Here is a 17,459-nt window from a genome sequence, read left to right on the forward strand (position 1 = left end):
CGCTATGTATCGGCCCCGACCGGGCCAATCACCCTGACCGAACAGCCCACCCGGCCGGGGGTTAGGGGATGGGCTCGCGGGCCGGGGCGGCGTGCTCCCGCTCCGGCACGCCGCACCACCGGCAGCCCTCCGGCATCGGCGCGGAGGTGTGGCGGATCTGGAGCATTCGGGGCTGGGTGGTCACCGCGTGCCACCTTGCGCCGGCACCAGCCACCCGTGCGGCGTCTCCACCGTGGCCTGGACGAGCGGCGGCAGTGGCAGCGGCGACGGACGCCCCTCGACGTACACCGCCCACATGCCGGTGATGACGACATCGCCGACCCGGTCCGCCCCGGTACGCGCCTCGTCCCGACGCAGGCACAACTCCAACGGCACGGCGGTGAAGTCCACGACCCGCAGCGGCGCCCCGGCCCGGTCGGCGATGTCCCACAGTGCGGTGAGATGCGCGTCGTCAAGACTCGTGTCGTCACAGACGACGGAGACGCCCGCGCGGAGCAGGTCCAGGATCGCCCCGTGGGTGACGATCGTGACCTGCCGTTCCTGTTCCTCGGTGCCGAGCCATCCGCCGTGCATCATCGTCCGCGCGCCATCGCGGCTGATCCGGGCACGTCCCGCAGGGTTCTCGGCGACCCACTCGCCAGCCCACGTCGACTTCCCCGAGGCGGGGATACCGCGAGTCGCTACCAGCTCGACGTCGCTCACCGGTCGTCCCCTGCCGTGGCCTCCAACACGGCGGCCCGCTGCTCCCGCGCGAACCGGGCCAGCGCCGCGAGACTGCGGGCCATCTCGTCGGCGTCGTTGGCGAGACACGCCCACGCCTGCGGGTCGTGCTCCGGGTACTCGTGCCGCTGACGGGGCCGCCACCACCGGGACGGTTCCTCCCGCTCGGACGGGTCCAGGTACACCCGCCCGTCAACGTTCCACCGGTGGATGATCCCGCTGACGTCGTTCTTGAACGCGCGGAGGAAGTCGAGGGTGATCCGTCGCGGGTTGCGGGCGCGGCGGCGGGTCACCGTGTCTCCTCGGTGGCGGCGTGAGCAGCGAAGACGGCCACCGTGTGCAGCCAGCCGGCCAACTGCCTCGCACCCGCGCACTCGTCCGGGGCTTCTGGGCACGGTGGCTGCGGGTGCGCGCTACTGACGTCCAAGAGCGCGGCCAGCCCACCTCCGACCCGCACCGTACGGTATCCACGATCCGCTTGGGGCCATGTCACTACACCGGAGCGCCGGTACGCGGCCAGCATCATCGGCTGCACCGTAGCGGCGGCGGCTGCCACGGTTACGGTGTCGAGGATCGGCGGCAGGCTACGCAGGGCCTCCGCCTGGGTTTCCATGCCGGCTTGGGTGAGCCAGTGCGCGGTCTGGTTGCGCAGTTCGGCCAGGGCGACAACAGCGAACGGATTCAGGTCAGCCATTGAGGCCACCGGCGGTGTCGGACGGGTGCCGGCCGCAGCCGGTTAGCACCTGCACCGACCGGCAAGCTCCGGTCACGGCGGGCCCGGGACGCTGGCAGGTGTACCGCCAGCAGCCGCAGCCGAGCCGGTCGGACAGGATGACGGTCAGGTCGGCGGTGACGGTGGTTCCGGTGGTGTCGTCCACGGTCGCGGTGACCGTGTCGCCGGGCCGCAGGGCGGTCGCTTTCGTCATCGGTACCTCCACTTGCACAGGGCCAGGGTCGGCCGGGTGAGCAATCGACGCGGACGGAGCCGAACCGGACCGCGGCTGTCCGGGGTCTGCCATGACTGGCCGCCCAGCCAGTCGGGGTGACCCACCACGTCGAGCTGTGTTCCGGCTGGCAGCAGTCCCCAGGTTCGGCTCCATCGGGTGCCGACGATCGTGACCGTCAGACCGGCGACGAATCTGCTGTGCCGTTTTACGCGGACGGGCAGCCGCCGTTCGCCGGGGCGTCCGGATGTCTGCCAGAGCTTGTTTCTCAACGTCGTCTCCTCAGTGGTTGGCCGGTGTGCCGGTGATGGCGAGCTGGGCGCGGGGTGCGGACTTGCAGCACAGGCACTTGTAGTCGCAGCGGCGGCGCTGGTTGGGCGGGTCGGTGTCGCGGCGCACCGTCGCCACCGGGCGTAGGTGCTCGCGGGGGATGCACGTCACGACGGGGCCGCCTCCGGCGATGTAGAGCTGCCAGCGGGGTTGTCCGTCGACCTGTTCGCAGCCGTCGCCGCACCGGTCGACGATGAACCCGGTCCGGCCGCTGTGGGGGCCGGCGGCGATGCGGGCTCCGTCCCACGGCAGCGGTGTCCAGCGGGGGTCGTCGTGGCCTTCTGTGGCGATGCGGTAGGCGGCTGCGCGGGCGACCTGGACGCGGACGGCGGTACGGCGGGCCTGTTCGGCTTCGACGGCGGCGGTGCTGTCGCGGAGCCAGGTGGCGAGGGCGCTCAGGTCGGCGTTGTCGACGTCGGCGAATCGGATGGTGGGGAACGCGGGTAACGGCATCATGCCCTCACAGATGATCTCAATTGCTGTTCCTACTATCAAGATACCTCGTGGGGGCGTGCCGGTCCACGACAACCACGAAACCCGACCCGATCAGCACGCCAACGGCAACATCGGCTGCGCCGCCGACCCGGCCGCCAACTCGCGCTGCCGCACACCCCACTCGGCGGCAGCCTGCGGACAGTTCGCCTCCCACACCACAAGCCCATGCCGGCAGCGGCCGACGTGCCGGCGCGCGTTACCCGACCAGTCCGCCGAATCCGTCGACTCGATCAACCCACCCACCAGGCCGAGCAGCGGACCCTTACCGCCCAAGGTGTGCAGCCGCAAACCAGCAGCATGTAGCAGCCGCACGATCTCGGCGGCCTCCCGCACCGGACGCCGCAGCAACGCGCCCACCGCCACGATCGGCTCCGCCCGCAGGTCGATGCCCGCCTGCGCGTACATGTCGACGTGCCGCAGATAGCCGGCCGGCGTCGTCCCCGTCACCAGCGCCGCGATGTGCACACCCGTGTCGGCGGCCCGCAGGTCCACCACCGACGCGACGGTGCGCCGCTGATGCTCCTCCTCGCTCAACCCGGTCCGCGCCAGTGCGGCCCGGGAGGCGGGCCAGTCCTGCGGCGCCACCCACCGTAGCCGGCCGATCTCCTGCCCGTACCGGCGGATGTCCGCCGCGTACTCGGCGACACTGACGGTCCACCCGCCGTGGCGCATGAGCTGGTCGTAGCCGCCCGAGTCCAGCAGCCAGTCAGCGACCGCTACGGGCAGGGTCTTCGCCCGCCGCAGCCGCACGTACGACACCAGCACCCGCCTGCCCCACCAGAGGGCGGACACGTCACCACCGAGCCACACGACCGGCCCCGGCCCGTCCGGCTCGACCTGCGCGGGCACCGGCGGGCGGCCGATGTGCACGTTGACGCGCTTCTGCTCACCCATCCCGCCGCCGCACGCCTCGTACACGTCCTGCACCCACACGTCGAGGCTGCGGAGGGCTTCGTCGAGCCGCCGCAGGTAGGGGCGGGGCAGCAGCGCGTACACCTGCGCCCCCCACTCGATACCCAGGGCGGTGGCCTGCTCGGCGAGCCGTGCCGCGGTCACCGACCCGGGGGCGTCCATCCGCTGGTCGTACGGGGCCAACACCGTGTCGGGCTCGACGAGGCCATGCAGGGCGGACAGGATCAGCACCCGCGCCGGCAGACCGGCGGCCTCGCCGTCGAGGCGGGCCGACTGTTCGGCGGCGGCCAGCGTGTGCCGGAACAGCGACCCGACGTACAGGTCACGGGCCGGGGCCGGGTGGGGGAGCTTCGCGCCGCCGCACGGCACGACGTACGTGATGCCCTCCCAGAGAGTCACGGTCGACCACCGATCACCATCGACCGGTCCAGCAGCCGCCGAGCGGTCGTCTCGTCCAGGAACCCACCCTCCGGCACGCAGCCGTGCGGGCAGGCCATCGACTCGACCAAACCCCAGAGCCGGCAGATCATCGGCCGTATATCTCTCACCGAGCAGCGGCGCAACGGGGTCAACGCCGGGCACGGCATGTCCAACGGGCTGATGTCGACACCCCGCTCCCGGATACGCCCCCGCTCCAACGGGGTCATGACGATCGCGTTGCACGACTCGTGACACAAGCCCTTGCAGTCGATCTCCGGGAGTTCGGCGTAGAGCTGGTCCATCTCGGCGGTACGGTCACGGCCCTGCCGGGCCTTGCGGCGGCGGGTCACCGGCTCGCCTCCCGCTTCCGCTCCCACAGGCGATACGCGGCCCGGTCCTCGCAGAACGGGCACTCCGGATCAGAGTTCGCCTCCGGGTGTTTAGCGCAGTGCGCGTGATGGCTCATGCGCTCGGCCAGGGCATCGGTAACCTGCCGCCACGTCGGGGCGCGGTCCATCACTCCACATCCCACGCGAACGCCTCGATCTGGTCCAGGTGTTCCGGCTGCAACCCGATCGACCCGCGTGGCCGGATCAACAGCGCACCACCGAACACCAACTCGTCGTGAACCTCACCCCACCGCGGCACCTCCGTGTCGTCGGTCCAGATGAGCCGGCGACCCTCGGCGATCACCTGCCGGGCAGCGGCCAGCTTCGCCAGCGACGCGGCGTCGCCGTTGATGTCCTCGGTGAACGCCCGGACGAGCGGCGGCAGCGCCCACAGTCGTTCGAGCTGGTCGGCGTACGCGCACCAGGTGGTGCACCAGCGGACCTCGACCGTGCCGGCCTTGTGCAGGTCACGGATGCGCGTGATGAGGGCGGGTGCCCACCGCATCTTCCATCCCCGGCCGGCGGCGTAGGCGTAGCCGGTGCGGGGTGCGGCTCCCCAGCCGGGGCGGGAGACGTTGATGACGCCATCGACGTCGAGGTGCCACACGGGCGGCAGCGTCGTGGTCATCGGTCGGCGCTCCGTCCCGAGGTCAGGCCGTTCTCGCGACGCCACTGCCGCTCTCCGCGTCGCCGGACGCGCTTGCGGAGGTAGCGCATCCCGCCGTCGCCGGTGGCCTCGTCGCGCCAGAACCGCAGGCCGGCACCCCGGTTGCGGAGGATCACACCCCTACTCTTAGCCACCCTCAACCCCCTTGATCGCTGTTTCTACTATCAAGATACCGGACGACGGGCGGCCTGGCCACCGAAACGCCGAAACGAACGAAACCCCCCGACCCGCAGGCCAGAGGGCTCCATCCGTGACTAGTGCTCAGTCCGTCGACTCCCACGGCCAGGCACCCGACACGCCCCGCTCAAGGAGCGGAATCATCCGGAACGCCTGATCGGTCAGACCACCGAACGTGTGCCGGAACCGGCCACCAGACGGCCCATGCCCGTGCCGGTAGCCAGCCAGGTTCCAGGTGTACAGCGGAGTCCGCGCCGGCACCTCCGCCGCCGGGCTACCGTCCCACGCCGACTGCTCGTCGGTGACGATCACCACCCGGTCATGGCCGGCGAACCATCGCCGAACCGCGCTCGCCGTGTACGTACCGCCGTTCGGCTTCGGAATCGAATCCACCAACCGCAGCAGCGACCCACCGCGCGGCACCGTCACCTCACCCGAGGTGTTGTTGAACCACACCAGCGTCGGGGACTCTGTCCGCAACGCCAGCCCGGCAGCGAACACCCCGGCAGCGTCCGCCCGGGTCAACTCCGACCGGCCCGACATCCGGTCCATCATCGAACCCGACGTGTCGACGAGGATCAGCGTCCGCCCGGCGAGCGCCGGCACGTTCGCCAGTGAGGCGGACAGTGCCTTGTCGAGGGCGTGGCCCCACCGTAGCGACGGGGCCGACCGGTACGCGGCCAGCCACCGAAAGGGGAACATCCGCGACTTGGCCACCTCGGCGGGGTCGGCGATCCGGGCCGCGACGGTCGCGGCCATCTCGTCGCTGACGCCGGCCTGGTCGAAGTTCCGCAGGTTCCGCGCCAACGCCATCAGACCCATCGACGGAATCAGCGCCTCCCACAGTCGGGCCTTGTCAACCCGGTCCCCGGCCAGCGACAGGGCGTCCTCCCACGTCATGCCCGCCCGACGCAGATTCTCCGCGTCGAGCAGTCGGCCCGGGTCGCCCTCGGTGGCCAGCTCGCGCAGCGTCGCGTTGAACGCCACGATCGGCAGCGCCTCCGCGTCAACTGCCCACGCCCGGTTCCGCAACCGCTCGTGCGCGTGCGCGAACAACGCGCCCTGCTCCGGCGACTGGGCCACCGGGTGCACCAGGTCCAGCACGCGGCCGAACCGGAGTCCCTTGCTGACGGTGTCGTACTTGAGCAACGACCGCTGGGTGTACAGCCGCACGACGGCGTCTGCGACACCCCGCTTGACGGGCTTCGGGATGCGGGCACCGTACCGGCCGAGCCAGTACGCCAGCAGCTCGCCCGGCTCGTCGGCGCGCAGCATGGCCGCGGCGATGAGCTGCCGGTTCGTCACCGGCCCCTCGGCGACACCGGCCGCGAGCCGCGCCCGGACGGCCTCGACCGCGGCGACGATCGACGCCGACCGCATGTTCGCGTCACCGCGCAGCCAGCCCACGAATCCGAGCATCCACGCCGGATCGGCGACGGCGACCTGACCGATGAGCCGTTCGTAGCGTTCGTCGCGGGTGTCGGCCGACTCGTAGAACGTCTTCTCGGCGACCATGTTGCTGACCGCGAGGAGGAAGAGTTCCGACTGTGCCTCGCGGGCGAATCCCTGGCCGCCCTCGTGTGTCTGCCCGGTCGGGGTGGACGCGGTGACGATCGGGGACTGGGCGGCGGGCCGGACTGCGGTGCGGTTGAACTTGGACACGAAAATGGCTCCTCACGCTTGGGGGAGGAGCCACGACGTCCAGAGTGCGGGTGCCCGAGATCAAGTCGGCCACGGCTTACATTAGGCGCTCTGCCGATTGAGCTACCCCGGCCGAAGCTGGGAGCGGGACTCGAACCCGCAACCACCCCATTAGCAGTGGAAGTATCCGGAGCCTGGGCACCGGGCACCCGCATCTTAGGTTGTGGCCTCCCGAGATCAAGGCGTCCATCGGTGTGGTTTCTATCCGAAAGAAGTAACCGCTGGACTGGGCACCGGGAGTTGCGTCATGTCTGACCATAGCAGCCCGATCGTAGATCATGCTAGCGAATCGCTGAAACACGTCCACAGCGGATGGCAGACGTGGAGACCTCGTCCGGACTCGAACCGGTCGATCACCCGCTTTGCAGGCGGGGCGGCCCACCCGGACCGACACGAGGCCAAGCGCGCCCCCGGCAGGAATCGAACCTGCGACCTGCGGTCCCGGAAACCGCCGCTCTCTCCCCTGAGCTACGAAGGCATGGTGGCGAGCGAGTCGCCAGGTGGCACTAGAATCCGCCGTGAACGAAGGGACGGACGGGCCATGGGTTCCCCCCGCTGCACCGCCGCCGACAAGCGGCAGTACGGCACCGCCGAGGACGCCGGCCGTGCCGCCGCGACCTTCGCCAGCCACTACGGCCGGGACTATGAGCCCTACCTTGACCAGCAGTGCGGCCACTGGCACCTCAGGGACACCGCCAAGCGCAAGGCCAAGGACATCGCCCGGCTGAACGCCCGTAACGCGGACCCTGCGATCAAGGCCGCCAAGCGCAAGCGGTGGCGAGCGAACCGCAGACGCAGGGACAAGCGGACCCCGGAGTAGCTGGTGCGCGTCCCTGGTGCCGACCCAGGTCTGCCCGAAGGCGCTCGGTTTACAGCCGAGGGGGCGTGCCGCCGCCCACGACGCGCTTGGGGTAGCAGGGGGGAATCGAACCCACCGACCTCCGGAGCCACAATCCGGCGCCCGACCTCTGGGCCTCTGCCACCGTGCCCGCACCTGGACTCGAACCAGGGGCCTTCCCGGTGTGAACGGGACGCTCGTTCCACTGAGCTACACGGGCTTGGCTCCGACGGCTGGACTCGAACCAGCACCAGGCTTCCACCTGAACGGATTAACAGTCCGCCCCGATACCAATTACGGTTTACGTCGGAATGAGTAGAGCCGACGGGACTCGAACCCGCACATGTCCGGGGTGAAAACCCGGCGACTTTATCCGATTCGTCTACGGCTCCATGCGTGCCCCGAGGTGGATTCGAACCACCGGCCCCCACCATGTCGGGGTGGTGCTCTCGCCGAACTGAGCTACCGGGACTTGGGAGCGGGACCGGGATTCGAACCCGGGAACCTCTGGGTTATGAGCCCAGATTATGATGATGTATATGGAGACTGACACCTGTCGGACATGCGGCGAAGTCAAACCGCTCGACATGTTCATGAAGGATCGGAGCCGGCCGACAGGCCGGAGGCACAAATGCAAAGCTTGCGCTGCCAAGTATTACCGATCTTGGCAAAATCAGAACCCGGAGCGGGCGGCCCAACTGCGTCGCGAGGCTGTTCGTCGGTACTCCCAGCGGGTTGGCTGGCGGAAGCGTCGCTACGGGCTGAACGATGAAGACTTCGAGGCGCATCTCATGGCGCAGGGCGATGCATGTGCCATCTGCCAGAGACCATTTAAGCAAATTTGCACCGACCACATCAAGGGGACCAAGTTTGTACGTGGCCTGCTCTGCCACGACTGTAACCGGGCGATCGGACTTCTTCGTGACGACTCCGAGGTCATCGAACGTGCTGCCGCCTACGTGCGTGAGCGAGTGCCGGGGTGGCAACTACCAGAGGTTGGTAGCGGAGGCGGGATTTGAACCACGCGGTTTCCGGCTTATGAGGCCGGCGAGGACGACCGAACTCCTCTACTCCGCTAGTGGGCCGCCGGGGACTCGAACCCCGAACCTACCGATTAAAAGTCGGCAGCTCTACGCCATTGAGCTAGCGGCCCATGTGGTGCCCCGGACTGGACTCGAACCAGCGGCCGACCGCTTAGGAGGCGGGCGCTCTCTCCACTGAGCTACCGGGGCTTGGTGCGGCACCCAGGAATCGAACCTGGCACACGCGGCTTAGAAGGCCACGAAGCGCATCCAGCGCACGTACCGCAGAGTTCCCCCGGGGAATTCCGACATCCCGACCCGCTAGTTAAGAGCTAGCTGCTCTGCCTCTGAGCTACGGGGGCGTGGCGGAAGGTTGACGAGTCGAACGCCCAGGCTTGCACCTGCCTCCGGTTTTCAAGACCGGCTGGCCCCCACGGGCCGGAACCCTCCACGAGTCGGGTAGACAGGATTCGAACCTGCGGCCTCTTCGCCCCGAACGAAGCGCGCTTCCAAGCTGCGCCACTACCCGTTGGTCGGGACGGCCGGATTCGAACCGACGACCGCGCGGCCCCCAGCCGCGAGCGCTACCAAGCTGCGCCACGTCCCGATGAGAGCCCCCGACTGGAATCGAACCAGCGCACGCGGTTCCGTAGACCGCTGCTCTATCCACTGAGCTACGGGGGCAAGACTTGCTGCGTGCCGTCGGGAGGGATCGAACCTCCGCCCTCGGAGTTATCAGCTCCGCGCTCCAACCGACTGAGCTACGACGACCTGGCGGAGAGGAAGGGACTCGAACCCCTGACGGCGTGACCCGTTACGGGTTAGCAACCCGCTGCCTTACCAACTCGGCCACCTCTCCATGCGCGCCCCGTACCGGACTCGAACCGGCGATCTCCGGATTGACAATCCGGCGTCCACTCCTGACTGGACCGACAGGGCTTGGTGGATCGACGGGGTATCGAACCCCGCAGGCGAGGCTTGCAAGGCTTCGCTGCACACCTGTGCCCGACCCGTGAGTGCGCTCGGGGAGAGTCGAACTCCCACGCCTTTCGGCACCGGTTCCTGAGACCGGCGTGTCTACCAAGTTCCACCACGAGCGCGTGATGATGCGTGCCGACGCGGGGCGTCGAACCCCGGGCCTCTCCGTTATGAGCGGAGCGCTCTGACCACCTGAGCTACGTCGGCGAGTTGGAGCCAGCGACGGGAGTTGAACCCGCTACCTCCGGATTACGAAACCGGCGCTCGGCCTAGTGAGCTTCGCTGGCGTGAAGCCGGCGGCCGGGATCGAACCGGCCCGCTCGCGCTTACAAGGCGCGCGCTCTGCCAACTGAGCTACGCCGGCTTGGTGCCCTCGACAGGATTCGAACCTGCCCTATACGGCCCCTCAGACCGTCGCCTCTACCTCTGGGCTACGAGGGCATCGAGCTGGGAGCGGAGGACTCGAACCTCCAACCTTCCGGGTCAGAACCGGATGTGCTGCCAGATTGCACCAGCTCCCATCGGGGCCGGCAGACCGCGGCGGGTCTGCCGGCCGGTGTCAGCGCTGCGCCAGCGACCCCCACGCCGGCACGATCGGCCGGGTGCGAAGCACCATGCCGGCCTCGGCCGGGGTCCGGTCGCCCTTCGCCTGGTTGCAGGGCGCGCACGCGCTGACGGTGTTCCGCCAGGTGTTCTTACCGCCCCGGGAGCGGGGCAGGATGTGGTCGACGGTGGCGGCCGGACCGGAGCAGTAGCCGCAACGCCGGCCGTCCCGGGCCAGCACACCCGACTTGGACCAGGCGGGCCCCTGGGTGTACCGCCACCGGGTGACCACGTACCGGACCAGGCGGACGACCTTCGGCATCGGGAAGACGCCGAGGTGCCGGTCCGGTTCGGCTTCGTGGATCTCGGCGACCCGGCGGCACAGCATCCGGATCGCGTGGGCGACCGTGACCCGGTGCAAGGGGCCGAGGTCGGCGTTGATGACGAGCACTGCGTCCACGGCCCCTCCTTCCAACTCGACCGGGCGTGGTGTTGGAGGTGCGGGGTGCACTTCCAACGGTCGTTGCGAGATTGACAGGTGATCTGTCAACGAGAGCGGCTACGGGGAGTCGAACCCCGGTCTGCTGCATGGCAAGCAGCCGCACTGCCGTTGTGCTACAGCCGCGAGGATGGCTAGACGACGAAGGCCCCGTACTTGTCGTCCAGGTTTAGGGTCGTCGACGTGGCCACCGCGTCGTACGGGATGAGGTAGGTGTTCGGGCCGGCGATGATGAAGAACAGGTCCACCGTTCCCGGCTCGTACCTCGCTTGCCGGTACTTACCAGCGGAGTTGGGCATGGCCGCCGGGTTGTAGATCGTCCGCGTCAGCTGAACAACGTAGCGGCCCCCACCGGAAACCTTCCGGGTCGTCTTGATCTGCACCTTCTTCAGGCCGTCGTCGGATTCGCAGACGAGGTCATACGGCGCCGGCTCGACTGGAATGGAGACGTTATAGCCGCGGTCAAGGAACCAGGTGGCCGCCACGCTAAGGCCGGACCGACCGCAGCGGTCTACCGCCTGAGAGAAGGGCAGCGACCGGGCCTGGACAGGGACGTTGCTTCGCGCGTACCCGAAGTGCGAAACATCAAGGCCGAGTCGGGCAACCACCGCCCGAACCGGCGCCTGGTTAGCCGTCCGGCGCTTCCCAACCCCCTCCATCACGTCCGCCCAGCAAGTCGCTGTGCGAACGGCTTCACGGAGTTGGTCATCGGTGTACCTACGCGGGTTCGGCATACCGGAATCCTACACTTATGCCGTAGATAGGAGGCCGGTTGAAATGCCGGCACCGCGCGAGTATTGAACTCGCGGTCGTCGGCGCACCAGGCAAGGTGGCGCGCTACCAACTGCGCTACAACCGCATGGAGCCGACGGCCGGATTCGAACCGGCGAACCTCCGACGTACCAGGTCGGCGCTCTAGCCAGGCTGAGCTACGACGGCATGGGTGCCTCTCCCACTGGGCGGGAACGTGCCTCTCACCCCGAGGGTGATTTGGTCCCGCTGGTGCCGGGGTTGCCGGCCGCACGGTTCCCGTGGTCAAAGCGAGGCGTGTGGTGCGTGCCCTGCGACGGATTCGAACCGCCATCACGCCGGGTTTGAGCCGACGCCCTCGTGCCAGTTGGGGTAGCAGGGCATGGCTCCGGGTGCAGGAATCGAACCTGCGTCGCCTCGATCCAAAGTCGAGGTGCCCAGCCAGCAGAGCAACCCGGAACGAAGTGGAGCGGTACCGGGGACTTGAACCCCGCCCAGCAGCTTGGAAGGCTGCCGCTCTGCCAGATGAGCTAGTACCGCATAGGTGTTCCGTTACTCCCGCCACGGAACCGGGCGTGTCTTCCCCTTGTGTTGCGTCGGCCGTACGGGATTTGAACCCGTGATCTTCACGTTGAGAGCGTGACGAGCTTTCCGGACAGCTCCAACGGCCGGTTGGAGCCGGCAGGGGGCCGGGTTACCTCGCCCGGGAGGTTCCCCCTGCCAACGTGCCCACCCAGGGACTCGAACCCCGCGCCTCCCGGACTTCACTCGGGTGCTCCGCCGTCAGAGCTTGGTGGGCAAGGTGCGCCACGCTGCGGGCGTCCGCCGGGAGTCGAACCCTCCACGGGCAGGGTGGCCACCCCGCTCCGCGTACCCGGTCCCCGAGTCAAACGGGGTCGCAGCCTGACGACTTGCGCGGCCGTACGTCCGCGCCGACAAAGCAAGGTGTGCCGCTTGCCCGCACTCGCGGGGCGGTGACCAGCCGCCCGCCAGGTGGTCAGCCTGACGTATTCGCGGCACACCTCAACGTTTTGAGCGCCCAACCAGGACCGGTGGCTAGCCGGCGACCTGGCCCGGTTCGACCAATGGCGGGGACGGGGCCACCGTCCTGGTCCGCCAGGCCCCTCGACGTCCCCCGCCTGGGGAACGCGGCACCCTTCTGTGGACTCACCCGGGTTTCGAACCGGGGGCCTTCGCCCTGCCAGAGCGACGCGCTACCAACTGCGCCATGAGCCCGTGTTGTCGACGTTCCCCGGCCGGCGGTCGGCGTTGCTGGCCGCCGGCCGGGGGATCGATATGCGCGGGGCCGTTCCTGTCCGGTGTATCCGTCTCCCCCGGGTGGGGGAGGCGTTCCGACTAACGGTGTATCCGGCCCCGCGTACACCCGGTCCGTGGTCCGGCCGGGTGTCTGTATGCCATCCGCTGTGGAGTTCTCAACGATCATCACCAATCCGGCCCGGGAGGCCGGGGTGTTGGAGCAGGGGTGACAGGACTTGAACCTGCAACCACCGGATTTGGAGGCCGGTGCGCTACCAGTTGCGCCACACCCCTATGTAGTTGACTTGCCTCGCTGCCTTGCTCGTCGTTCCTGCTATCAAGCTACCGTGTCGGGTCTAGCCTGTCCAGCGACTTTCCTAACTCGCTACCTACGAAAAAGCCGCCCGGTCCCTTGCGGGTGGGCGGCTGTCGCGCTTGATGCTGCGGCTAGCCGCGCCACCTACCAGGCTTGAAGTTGTCGGCGGAGCACCCGGTGATGGCCACACGCCACTCACCGCGCAGCGAAAGCCGCTGCTGCGGTTCTGGCGTCGCGTGGCGCATCATGACCGGCGTTCTCCCTCAGTAGATCGGTTGCTGGTGACGGTAGGCCCCGGAGATCGAACCCGGCAACGGATTTACCGCGCCGGGCGGCTCCGGAGGGTGCCGCTCCGACCACGGTAAGGCACCGGCGGCGAGGATGTCCAGGACGAAACGGACACAAGCGGCGACCTCGTGACCTAGCCGACGGACACGCGCCCGGCCGGGACGGTCGGCTGCCCACTCCCCGGGCACGTCCCCCGACTACCGAACGCCTGGTGCAGCGGGCACGGGCGGCGGGCGTGGCTGCTCACGCGGGCCCCGCAGGTGCGGCACTGCCGGCCCGCCGACGTTCGACGCGGGCGGGTATCGGTGGCCGTCGTGATGACCATGAGCCCATTATGTGGTCACGGAACGTGACATGTCTATCCGGATCGCCCCCTCTCGGGCGGCTGCCGCCTCGGCCTGCTCGGCGAGCTGCCGCCGCAACTCCGGCGACGGCAACAGCGTCGCCGTACGGCACCACGGGTCGGTGCAGTCGTACCAGACACCACACCACCGCTGCTCCGGTGTCTGCCGGTCAAGCGGACGCAACGCCATCGTGCCGTGCCTGCCGCACGCGGGCAGCAGTTCCAGGTCGGTTGTGGTGGTCACCGCTTGGCCGCCTTTCCGTGGCCGGGTGCGTGGTCGGGGACCGGCTTGACCCACGGCACGACGTACAGCCCGCCCAACTCCCGGTCGACCAGGTCAACGAACTCCCCGGCCGCCCGCAGCATGTCGTCCGCGTCCTGGCCGGACACGACCCGGGGGATACCCGCCTCGCAGGCCGCCCGCCGGCTGGACGTGCCGGCGAAGTGGGCCGCCCACCCGTCCAGCTCCGGCGCGACCTGGGCGAGCTGCACCCACACGCCGGGCACCCGGTGCCGTTCCTGCCTGTTCGTCACGGCGGGCCGGGAGGCGGCGGCTGCCAACACCGCGGCGGCGGCACGCAGGGCGGCGAGGTGCGCGGCGGCGTACCGCAGACCAGGCGGGCGCGTCTCGGCGGCCTCGGAGAGCTGCTGGCGGGCGGCGGCGAGGAGCTTGGCGGGAGTGCGGTGCGGCAGCAGATGCGCCGGCACGGTGGGCAGGTCGGCGCTCATTCCGGCGCACCCCCCGTCGCGGGCAGTTCGCCACCGGCGAGCGCGGTCCGGGCGATGCATCCGTGGCACCACCGGTCGGCGGCGTGCTGCGCGTCGGGCGTCCGGTTGGGCTCGTCCACGCACAATCCGCTAGCGAACATCTCGCATTCCGTGCCGATCAGTTCCAGCGCACGGCGCATCGGCTCGTTGACGCCGAGGTAGTCGCCGTCGTATCCCCACCCCTGGTAGTGGTCGCGGACGGTCTGCTGTAGCTGCTCGGCGACCCGCACCGCGTTGTCGGCGGTGAGGTGCATCGCGGTTTCCTTGGCGTCGCCGTGCGGGTTGTTGAGGTCGACCGGGCAGGTTGCCCGCAGCCAGACGTGCGGGCCGTCGGCGGCGGACGACTCGGACACGGTGACGTGTCCGCCGTACTCGGACGGGATCGGCGGGAGGTGGGCAAAGCCCCGGCCGGTTGTCGTCTTGACCAGGTGAGCGGGCGTGTTGGTCGGGTCGGTCATGGGTTCCTCCTGGGTGTCGGTGTCGGGTAGCCGCGTGGTACGGCCACGGTGAGCACGCACGGCACGCCGCGCGGGTGCTCCGGGTGGGCGGCCTCCGTGCAGCCACGGCAGCACAGGTCGGCGGGCGGCTCACAGTTGGCGTTGTGCAGGTCGCAGCACAGGTTGCCGTGCTGGCGGGCGATCTCGGCCGGGTGAACGACCCGGGACGAACTCCACCAGGTGTGGTTGCCGCCGCAGCGGCGTTGATCCTGCCGGCCGTCGGATCGAGTCGACGCCGACTTCCCGCCACACTCCGGGCAGCGGATGCCCTGGGCTACCTCGATCGCGCGTGCGATTGCCTCGGCGGTCTTCCGGCGCTCGTCGCGGCGAATCTCGTCCTCGGTGAGGGTCACGTCACTCATCGTCCCCACCGCCGCCCTCGCACCACGGGCAGGGCGGCGACGCCACCACGGCGCAGCGGCATCCGGGCTCCAACTCCGGCTCGTCGTCCACGATCACCGCAGATGCCTTCGGGCCCCGGCTGGGCGGGTTGGCCCGGTAGCGCGACCGCCGTCGGGCGTTACGGGCATCCTTCTTCGCCTGCCGGTCGGCGGCGCGTTGCGCGGCGATGGCCTCGCCGAGCTGGCGGGCAGCGGCCCACATGTCGTCCGTAGCGGTCACCGCCGGCCTGCTTCCGACGGCTTCACTGGGTAGAACCAGCGTTGTGTCACCCCGTCAGCGTTCCGGGTGCTGGTCGCCGCAGGGGTGACCCCCGGCAGCGGACGGTCATGGCCCCAGAACGGCTGGCTGCCGACCCACATCTCCGCACCCACATGTTCAGTGCACGTCCACGTCTCGACGGGCACCGACCCCACGTTGCGGGTGTCGTAGCGGACCTCCGTCGCGGGCTGGCCGCAGCGGCAACCGGCGGCACGGGCGGCGGCGTTGAGGGCACGCCAGCGACGTTCGGCCGCCGCGACCTCGCTGCTGGACGGCTGCGGCTCACTGCCGGAGCGGCGCATGAGGTGCCAGCCGAGCGGTGCGGCGACGCCAAGGACGAGCAGCAGCACTGTGACCCATGTGATCGTCATCGGCTCCTCCGGTTCGTGGTCAGGTCAACGGGGGTCAGCGGGCGGAACATGTCGACCAGCTCCGCCGACGTGACCGGGCCGATCACCTCCACATCGCGGTGCCGCCACACATCGGCGCCGGGCTGGCGGGTCCAGGTGCCGCCCTCGGCGTCGGTGAGTGCGGTGATGTCGTCGGTGAGGTGGGCGGTGTCCGTGATGGTCAATTCAGGGCTCCAAGGGTTGTCGGCCCGAACCAGATGGTGTCCAGGTCGGGTGTGTCCAGGTCGGGTTGGCGGCCACGTTCGGCGTACTTCCGATAGTCGTCGTCGCTGATGTTGTTGGTGTACGGCTGGTGCCGGCTAGTGCGGGCGGCTGGCCGGTCTACGCCGGCCAGGCGGTCGAGGGACTCGCGGACGAGGCGGGGTAGGTCGCCCCGACCGTGGACCCGCTTCCACCAGCCGAAGCGTTCGACCTCGTGCCAGCGTTCGAGTTCGTCAACGACGGCTGCGGCGAGGTGTCCGGGGCATCCTGCCTCGATGGCCCACCGGTGCCGCTGGTCGTCGGGTCGGTTGGAAAAATCCTCACCGCCTCTCTCTCGATCGTCGTCGGCGAGCGAACCGGGCAGCGACTCACGCGCGGAGAGAGAGGGTTGTTCAACGGGTTCTTCAAAGGATTCTTCTGTCCCCCTTGCAAGGGGGGTGTCGGTACCCCTTGCAAGGGGGGTGTCGGCATCCCTTCCATGGGGGGAGTCCCCTTGCAAGGGAGGGGCCCCTTCCATGGGGGGTGTGTCCGGCTCGTCGTCCGGCTTGCGTCGCCCGCTCTTGTTCCGGGATTCCTTCTGCGGCTTTGGCCCCTTGAGGTGCAACGGCACGTCATACACTGCCGGACGCTGCCCAGCCGGGAGGTGCGCTACCAACGAATCGTCTCCGGGCACAATCAGCCCCAGCTCGCGCAGCCGCACGATCTCTCGCTGCGTCTGCTTGACCGACTTGCCGGTCTTCGCCGCGATCGTCTTCGTGGTCTGCCGTGAGCCTCTGCCGTGCTGGTCGCATCGGCTGGCGATCACGGTGAGCGTCCAGGCGAGATCGGCTGGCACCGGGGCATCGTGGATGACCCAGGCGACGGCGCGCTGACTGACCCACTCGGGGCGCGGCTCGTCGTCGGGCGGCGTACTCCCGTCAGGGTGCGGCGTGGTGGTACGTTCTTGCACAGCCCAGGGCCTGCTTTCTGGGTTAGTCGGTCCGGGAGCACGGTGTTGGTAGCACCGCCCGGACCGCGCCTGTTTCAGCTGTCGGTCGGCTCCGTGGCGCTTTGCTTCCGCTGCACGCCTTTCAGGATCTTGTCGATCCAGGTGTCAGACCAGACGTGGCCCATCCACCTGTGGATGGATGCCTTCTTGACGCCGTCGGCGTATGCCTCTCGGGCTGCCGCGACCAGTTCGTCTCGGGGGCCGGCGATGATCCTGTCGGCCTCTTCGCGGGCTCGCTGATACGCCTCACCCCTCTCGCGTAGTCGTTGCTCGTGGTTGGTCATGGCCCGATCATGCCACACCACCAACAAATTTCCCAACACGTTGGGCAATCCGGTTGACCTGC

At 69.1% G+C, this 17,459-nt stretch carries 24 protein-coding genes and 33 tRNA genes; 2 read left to right on the forward strand and 55 right to left on the reverse strand.

Annotated elements, in window-relative coordinates:
• Nucleotides 1-61: 61 nt before the first annotated feature.
• The 13 genes from O7597_RS14535 to O7597_RS14595 all read right to left on the reverse strand — a co-directional run bounded on the left by O7597_RS14535 (nucleotide 62) and on the right by O7597_RS14595 (nucleotide 7,233).
• Nucleotides 62-184 (reverse strand): hypothetical protein, encoded by a 123-nt coding sequence (locus O7597_RS14535; protein WP_281582952.1) that lies wholly within the window; start codon nucleotides 182-184, stop codon nucleotides 62-64.
• Nucleotides 181-702, reverse strand: a complete 522-nt coding sequence (locus O7597_RS14540) for an AAA family ATPase (RefSeq protein WP_281582953.1) — start codon at nucleotides 700-702, stop codon at nucleotides 181-183. The genes O7597_RS14535 and O7597_RS14540 overlap by 4 nt, the downstream gene beginning before the upstream one ends.
• The gene (locus O7597_RS14545; RefSeq protein ID WP_281582954.1) at nucleotides 699-1,013 is read right to left on the reverse strand and encodes a hypothetical protein; all 315 of its coding nucleotides are present in this window, start codon (nucleotides 1,011-1,013) and stop codon (nucleotides 699-701) included. Before O7597_RS14545 ends, O7597_RS14540 begins: the two co-directional genes overlap by 4 nt.
• The gene (locus O7597_RS14550; RefSeq protein WP_281582955.1) at nucleotides 1,010-1,414 is read right to left on the reverse strand and encodes a hypothetical protein; all 405 of its coding nucleotides are present in this window, start codon (nucleotides 1,412-1,414) and stop codon (nucleotides 1,010-1,012) included. Before O7597_RS14550 ends, O7597_RS14545 begins: the two co-directional genes overlap by 4 nt.
• Nucleotides 1,407-1,646, reverse strand: a complete 240-nt coding sequence (locus O7597_RS14555) for a hypothetical protein (RefSeq protein ID WP_281582956.1) — start codon at nucleotides 1,644-1,646, stop codon at nucleotides 1,407-1,409. Before O7597_RS14555 ends, O7597_RS14550 begins: the two co-directional genes overlap by 8 nt.
• Before the next feature lie 300 nt (nucleotides 1,647-1,946).
• Nucleotides 1,947-2,450 (reverse strand): hypothetical protein, encoded by a 504-nt coding sequence (locus O7597_RS14560; protein WP_281582957.1) that lies wholly within the window; start codon nucleotides 2,448-2,450, stop codon nucleotides 1,947-1,949.
• 90 nt (nucleotides 2,451-2,540) lie between these two features.
• Nucleotides 2,541-3,800, reverse strand: coding sequence for a DUF6884 domain-containing protein (locus O7597_RS14565; RefSeq protein ID WP_281582958.1), 1,260 nt, complete (start codon nucleotides 3,798-3,800; stop codon nucleotides 2,541-2,543).
• Nucleotides 3,797-4,171: a hypothetical protein gene (locus O7597_RS14570; protein WP_281582959.1), complete on the reverse strand. Its 375-nt coding sequence runs from the start codon at nucleotides 4,169-4,171 to the stop codon at nucleotides 3,797-3,799. Before O7597_RS14570 ends, O7597_RS14565 begins: the two co-directional genes overlap by 4 nt.
• Nucleotides 4,172-4,337: 166 nt before the next feature.
• Nucleotides 4,338-4,838: a hypothetical protein gene (locus O7597_RS14575; protein ID WP_281582960.1), complete on the reverse strand. Its 501-nt coding sequence runs from the start codon at nucleotides 4,836-4,838 to the stop codon at nucleotides 4,338-4,340.
• Entirely contained in the window at nucleotides 4,835-5,011 is a 177-nt protein-coding gene (locus tag O7597_RS14580) for a hypothetical protein (protein WP_281582961.1), read from the reverse strand. Before O7597_RS14580 ends, O7597_RS14575 begins: the two co-directional genes overlap by 4 nt.
• Before the next feature lie 127 nt (nucleotides 5,012-5,138).
• Nucleotides 5,139-6,716, reverse strand: coding sequence for a TROVE domain-containing protein (locus O7597_RS14585; protein ID WP_281582962.1), 1,578 nt, complete (start codon nucleotides 6,714-6,716; stop codon nucleotides 5,139-5,141).
• Nucleotides 6,717-7,077: 361 nt separating this feature from the next.
• Nucleotides 7,078-7,155, reverse strand: a tRNA-Cys gene (locus O7597_RS14590).
• Nucleotides 7,156-7,160: 5 nt separating this feature from the next.
• A tRNA-Arg gene (locus O7597_RS14595) sits at nucleotides 7,161-7,233 on the reverse strand.
• 63 nt (nucleotides 7,234-7,296) lie between these two features.
• Between O7597_RS14595 and O7597_RS14600 the strand changes: the two genes are divergently transcribed.
• Nucleotides 7,297-7,575 (forward strand): hypothetical protein, encoded by a 279-nt coding sequence (locus O7597_RS14600; RefSeq protein WP_281582963.1) that lies wholly within the window; start codon nucleotides 7,297-7,299, stop codon nucleotides 7,573-7,575.
• Nucleotides 7,576-7,662: 87 nt separating this feature from the next.
• Here the strand turns inward: O7597_RS14600 and O7597_RS14605 are convergent.
• From O7597_RS14605 to O7597_RS14625, 5 genes are all read right to left on the reverse strand, one after another.
• Nucleotides 7,663-7,738, reverse strand: a tRNA-His gene (locus tag O7597_RS14605).
• A 2-nt stretch (nucleotides 7,739-7,740) separates the two neighbouring features.
• Nucleotides 7,741-7,813 (reverse strand) — tRNA-Val (locus O7597_RS14610).
• 1 nt (nucleotide 7,814) lies between these two features.
• Nucleotides 7,815-7,904, reverse strand: a tRNA-Asn gene (locus O7597_RS14615).
• 5 nt (nucleotides 7,905-7,909) lie between these two features.
• A tRNA-Glu gene (locus tag O7597_RS14620) sits at nucleotides 7,910-7,985 on the reverse strand.
• A gap of 5 nt (nucleotides 7,986-7,990) precedes the next feature.
• Nucleotides 7,991-8,065: transfer RNA gene (locus O7597_RS14625), tRNA-Val, on the reverse strand.
• Between the two features lie 67 nt (nucleotides 8,066-8,132).
• Here O7597_RS14625 and O7597_RS14630 point away from each other — a divergent pair.
• Nucleotides 8,133-8,612 (forward strand): endonuclease domain-containing protein, encoded by a 480-nt coding sequence (locus tag O7597_RS14630; RefSeq protein WP_281582964.1) that lies wholly within the window; start codon nucleotides 8,133-8,135, stop codon nucleotides 8,610-8,612.
• Here the strand turns inward: O7597_RS14630 and O7597_RS14635 are convergent.
• The 37 genes from O7597_RS14635 to O7597_RS14815 all read right to left on the reverse strand — a co-directional run bounded on the left by O7597_RS14635 (nucleotide 8,591) and on the right by O7597_RS14815 (nucleotide 17,397).
• A tRNA-Met gene (locus tag O7597_RS14635) sits at nucleotides 8,591-8,670 on the reverse strand. The genes O7597_RS14630 and O7597_RS14635 overlap by 22 nt on opposite strands.
• 2 nt (nucleotides 8,671-8,672) lie before the next feature.
• Nucleotides 8,673-8,746 (reverse strand) — tRNA-Lys (locus tag O7597_RS14640).
• 3 nt (nucleotides 8,747-8,749) lie between these two features.
• Nucleotides 8,750-8,825: transfer RNA gene (locus tag O7597_RS14645), tRNA-Arg, on the reverse strand.
• A 1-nt stretch (nucleotide 8,826) separates the two neighbouring features.
• Nucleotides 8,827-8,901: transfer RNA gene (locus O7597_RS14650), tRNA-Arg, on the reverse strand.
• 77 nt (nucleotides 8,902-8,978) lie between these two features.
• A tRNA-OTHER gene (locus O7597_RS14655) sits at nucleotides 8,979-9,065 on the reverse strand.
• Nucleotides 9,066-9,070: 5 nt separating this feature from the next.
• A tRNA-Pro gene (locus tag O7597_RS14660) sits at nucleotides 9,071-9,144 on the reverse strand.
• Between the two features lies 1 nt (nucleotide 9,145).
• Nucleotides 9,146-9,222, reverse strand: a tRNA-Pro gene (locus tag O7597_RS14665).
• Nucleotides 9,223-9,227: 5 nt separating this feature from the next.
• Nucleotides 9,228-9,299 (reverse strand) — tRNA-Arg (locus tag O7597_RS14670).
• A gap of 13 nt (nucleotides 9,300-9,312) precedes the next feature.
• Nucleotides 9,313-9,386 (reverse strand) — tRNA-Ile (locus O7597_RS14675).
• 1 nt (nucleotide 9,387) lies between these two features.
• Nucleotides 9,388-9,474 (reverse strand) — tRNA-Ser (locus O7597_RS14680).
• A 5-nt stretch (nucleotides 9,475-9,479) separates the two neighbouring features.
• A tRNA-Asp gene (locus O7597_RS14685) sits at nucleotides 9,480-9,554 on the reverse strand.
• Nucleotides 9,555-9,632: 78 nt separating this feature from the next.
• Nucleotides 9,633-9,715 (reverse strand) — tRNA-Leu (locus O7597_RS14690).
• A gap of 11 nt (nucleotides 9,716-9,726) precedes the next feature.
• Nucleotides 9,727-9,800 (reverse strand) — tRNA-Met (locus O7597_RS14695).
• Nucleotides 9,801-9,804: 4 nt separating this feature from the next.
• Nucleotides 9,805-9,880 (reverse strand) — tRNA-Thr (locus tag O7597_RS14700).
• 4 nt (nucleotides 9,881-9,884) lie between these two features.
• Nucleotides 9,885-9,957, reverse strand: a tRNA-Thr gene (locus O7597_RS14705).
• Between the two features lies 1 nt (nucleotide 9,958).
• Nucleotides 9,959-10,034: transfer RNA gene (locus tag O7597_RS14710), tRNA-Leu, on the reverse strand.
• Nucleotides 10,035-10,040: 6 nt separating this feature from the next.
• A tRNA-Gln gene (locus O7597_RS14715) sits at nucleotides 10,041-10,114 on the reverse strand.
• 38 nt (nucleotides 10,115-10,152) lie between these two features.
• Nucleotides 10,153-10,596: an HNH endonuclease gene (locus O7597_RS14720; protein WP_281582965.1), complete on the reverse strand. Its 444-nt coding sequence runs from the start codon at nucleotides 10,594-10,596 to the stop codon at nucleotides 10,153-10,155.
• Between the two features lie 94 nt (nucleotides 10,597-10,690).
• Nucleotides 10,691-10,761: transfer RNA gene (locus tag O7597_RS14725), tRNA-Gly, on the reverse strand.
• Between the two features lie 8 nt (nucleotides 10,762-10,769).
• Nucleotides 10,770-11,369, reverse strand: coding sequence for a group I intron-associated PD-(D/E)XK endonuclease (locus tag O7597_RS14730; RefSeq protein WP_281582966.1), 600 nt, complete (start codon nucleotides 11,367-11,369; stop codon nucleotides 10,770-10,772).
• 126 nt (nucleotides 11,370-11,495) lie between these two features.
• Nucleotides 11,496-11,574, reverse strand: a tRNA-Thr gene (locus tag O7597_RS14735).
• Nucleotides 11,575-11,692: 118 nt separating this feature from the next.
• Nucleotides 11,693-11,767, reverse strand: a tRNA-Leu gene (locus O7597_RS14740).
• A gap of 1 nt (nucleotide 11,768) precedes the next feature.
• A tRNA-Gln gene (locus O7597_RS14745) sits at nucleotides 11,769-11,844 on the reverse strand.
• A gap of 6 nt (nucleotides 11,845-11,850) precedes the next feature.
• Nucleotides 11,851-11,925, reverse strand: a tRNA-Gly gene (locus O7597_RS14750).
• Nucleotides 11,926-11,981: 56 nt separating this feature from the next.
• Nucleotides 11,982-12,056 (reverse strand) — tRNA-Glu (locus tag O7597_RS14755).
• Nucleotides 12,057-12,111: 55 nt separating this feature from the next.
• Nucleotides 12,112-12,184 (reverse strand) — tRNA-Phe (locus O7597_RS14760).
• Nucleotides 12,185-12,547: 363 nt separating this feature from the next.
• A tRNA-Ala gene (locus O7597_RS14765) sits at nucleotides 12,548-12,621 on the reverse strand.
• A gap of 242 nt (nucleotides 12,622-12,863) precedes the next feature.
• Nucleotides 12,864-12,936 (reverse strand) — tRNA-Trp (locus tag O7597_RS14770).
• A 642-nt stretch (nucleotides 12,937-13,578) separates the two neighbouring features.
• Nucleotides 13,579-13,833, reverse strand: coding sequence for a hypothetical protein (locus O7597_RS14775; protein ID WP_281582967.1), 255 nt, complete (start codon nucleotides 13,831-13,833; stop codon nucleotides 13,579-13,581).
• Nucleotides 13,830-14,318 carry an SAV_6107 family HEPN domain-containing protein gene (locus O7597_RS14780; RefSeq protein WP_281582968.1) on the reverse strand — a complete coding sequence of 163 codons (489 nt, stop codon included), beginning with the start codon at nucleotides 14,316-14,318 and terminating at the stop codon, nucleotides 13,830-13,832. The genes O7597_RS14775 and O7597_RS14780 overlap by 4 nt, the downstream gene beginning before the upstream one ends.
• Complete coding sequence (locus O7597_RS14785; protein ID WP_281582969.1) at nucleotides 14,315-14,815, reverse strand: hypothetical protein; 501 nt, start codon at nucleotides 14,813-14,815, stop codon at nucleotides 14,315-14,317. Before O7597_RS14785 ends, O7597_RS14780 begins: the two co-directional genes overlap by 4 nt.
• Nucleotides 14,812-15,216, reverse strand: a complete 405-nt coding sequence (locus O7597_RS14790) for a hypothetical protein (protein ID WP_281582970.1) — start codon at nucleotides 15,214-15,216, stop codon at nucleotides 14,812-14,814. Before O7597_RS14790 ends, O7597_RS14785 begins: the two co-directional genes overlap by 4 nt.
• The gene (locus O7597_RS14795) at nucleotides 15,209-15,475 is read right to left on the reverse strand and encodes a hypothetical protein (RefSeq protein ID WP_281582971.1); all 267 of its coding nucleotides are present in this window, start codon (nucleotides 15,473-15,475) and stop codon (nucleotides 15,209-15,211) included. The genes O7597_RS14790 and O7597_RS14795 overlap by 8 nt, the downstream gene beginning before the upstream one ends.
• Entirely contained in the window at nucleotides 15,472-15,885 is a 414-nt protein-coding gene (locus O7597_RS14800; RefSeq protein ID WP_281582972.1) for a hypothetical protein, read from the reverse strand. The genes O7597_RS14795 and O7597_RS14800 overlap by 4 nt, the downstream gene beginning before the upstream one ends.
• Entirely contained in the window at nucleotides 15,882-16,088 is a 207-nt protein-coding gene (locus O7597_RS14805) for a hypothetical protein (protein ID WP_281582973.1), read from the reverse strand. Before O7597_RS14805 ends, O7597_RS14800 begins: the two co-directional genes overlap by 4 nt.
• Nucleotides 16,085-16,960 carry a hypothetical protein gene (locus tag O7597_RS14810; RefSeq protein ID WP_281582974.1) on the reverse strand — a complete coding sequence of 292 codons (876 nt, stop codon included), beginning with the start codon at nucleotides 16,958-16,960 and terminating at the stop codon, nucleotides 16,085-16,087. Before O7597_RS14810 ends, O7597_RS14805 begins: the two co-directional genes overlap by 4 nt.
• Before the next feature lie 188 nt (nucleotides 16,961-17,148).
• Entirely contained in the window at nucleotides 17,149-17,397 is a 249-nt protein-coding gene (locus O7597_RS14815; RefSeq protein ID WP_281582975.1) for a hypothetical protein, read from the reverse strand.
• Nucleotides 17,398-17,459: the final 62 nt, after the last annotated feature.

It is taken from the genome of Verrucosispora sp. WMMC514, assembly GCF_027497295.1.
GTDB classification, from domain to species: Bacteria; Actinomycetota; Actinomycetes; order Mycobacteriales; family Micromonosporaceae; genus Micromonospora; species Micromonospora palythoicola.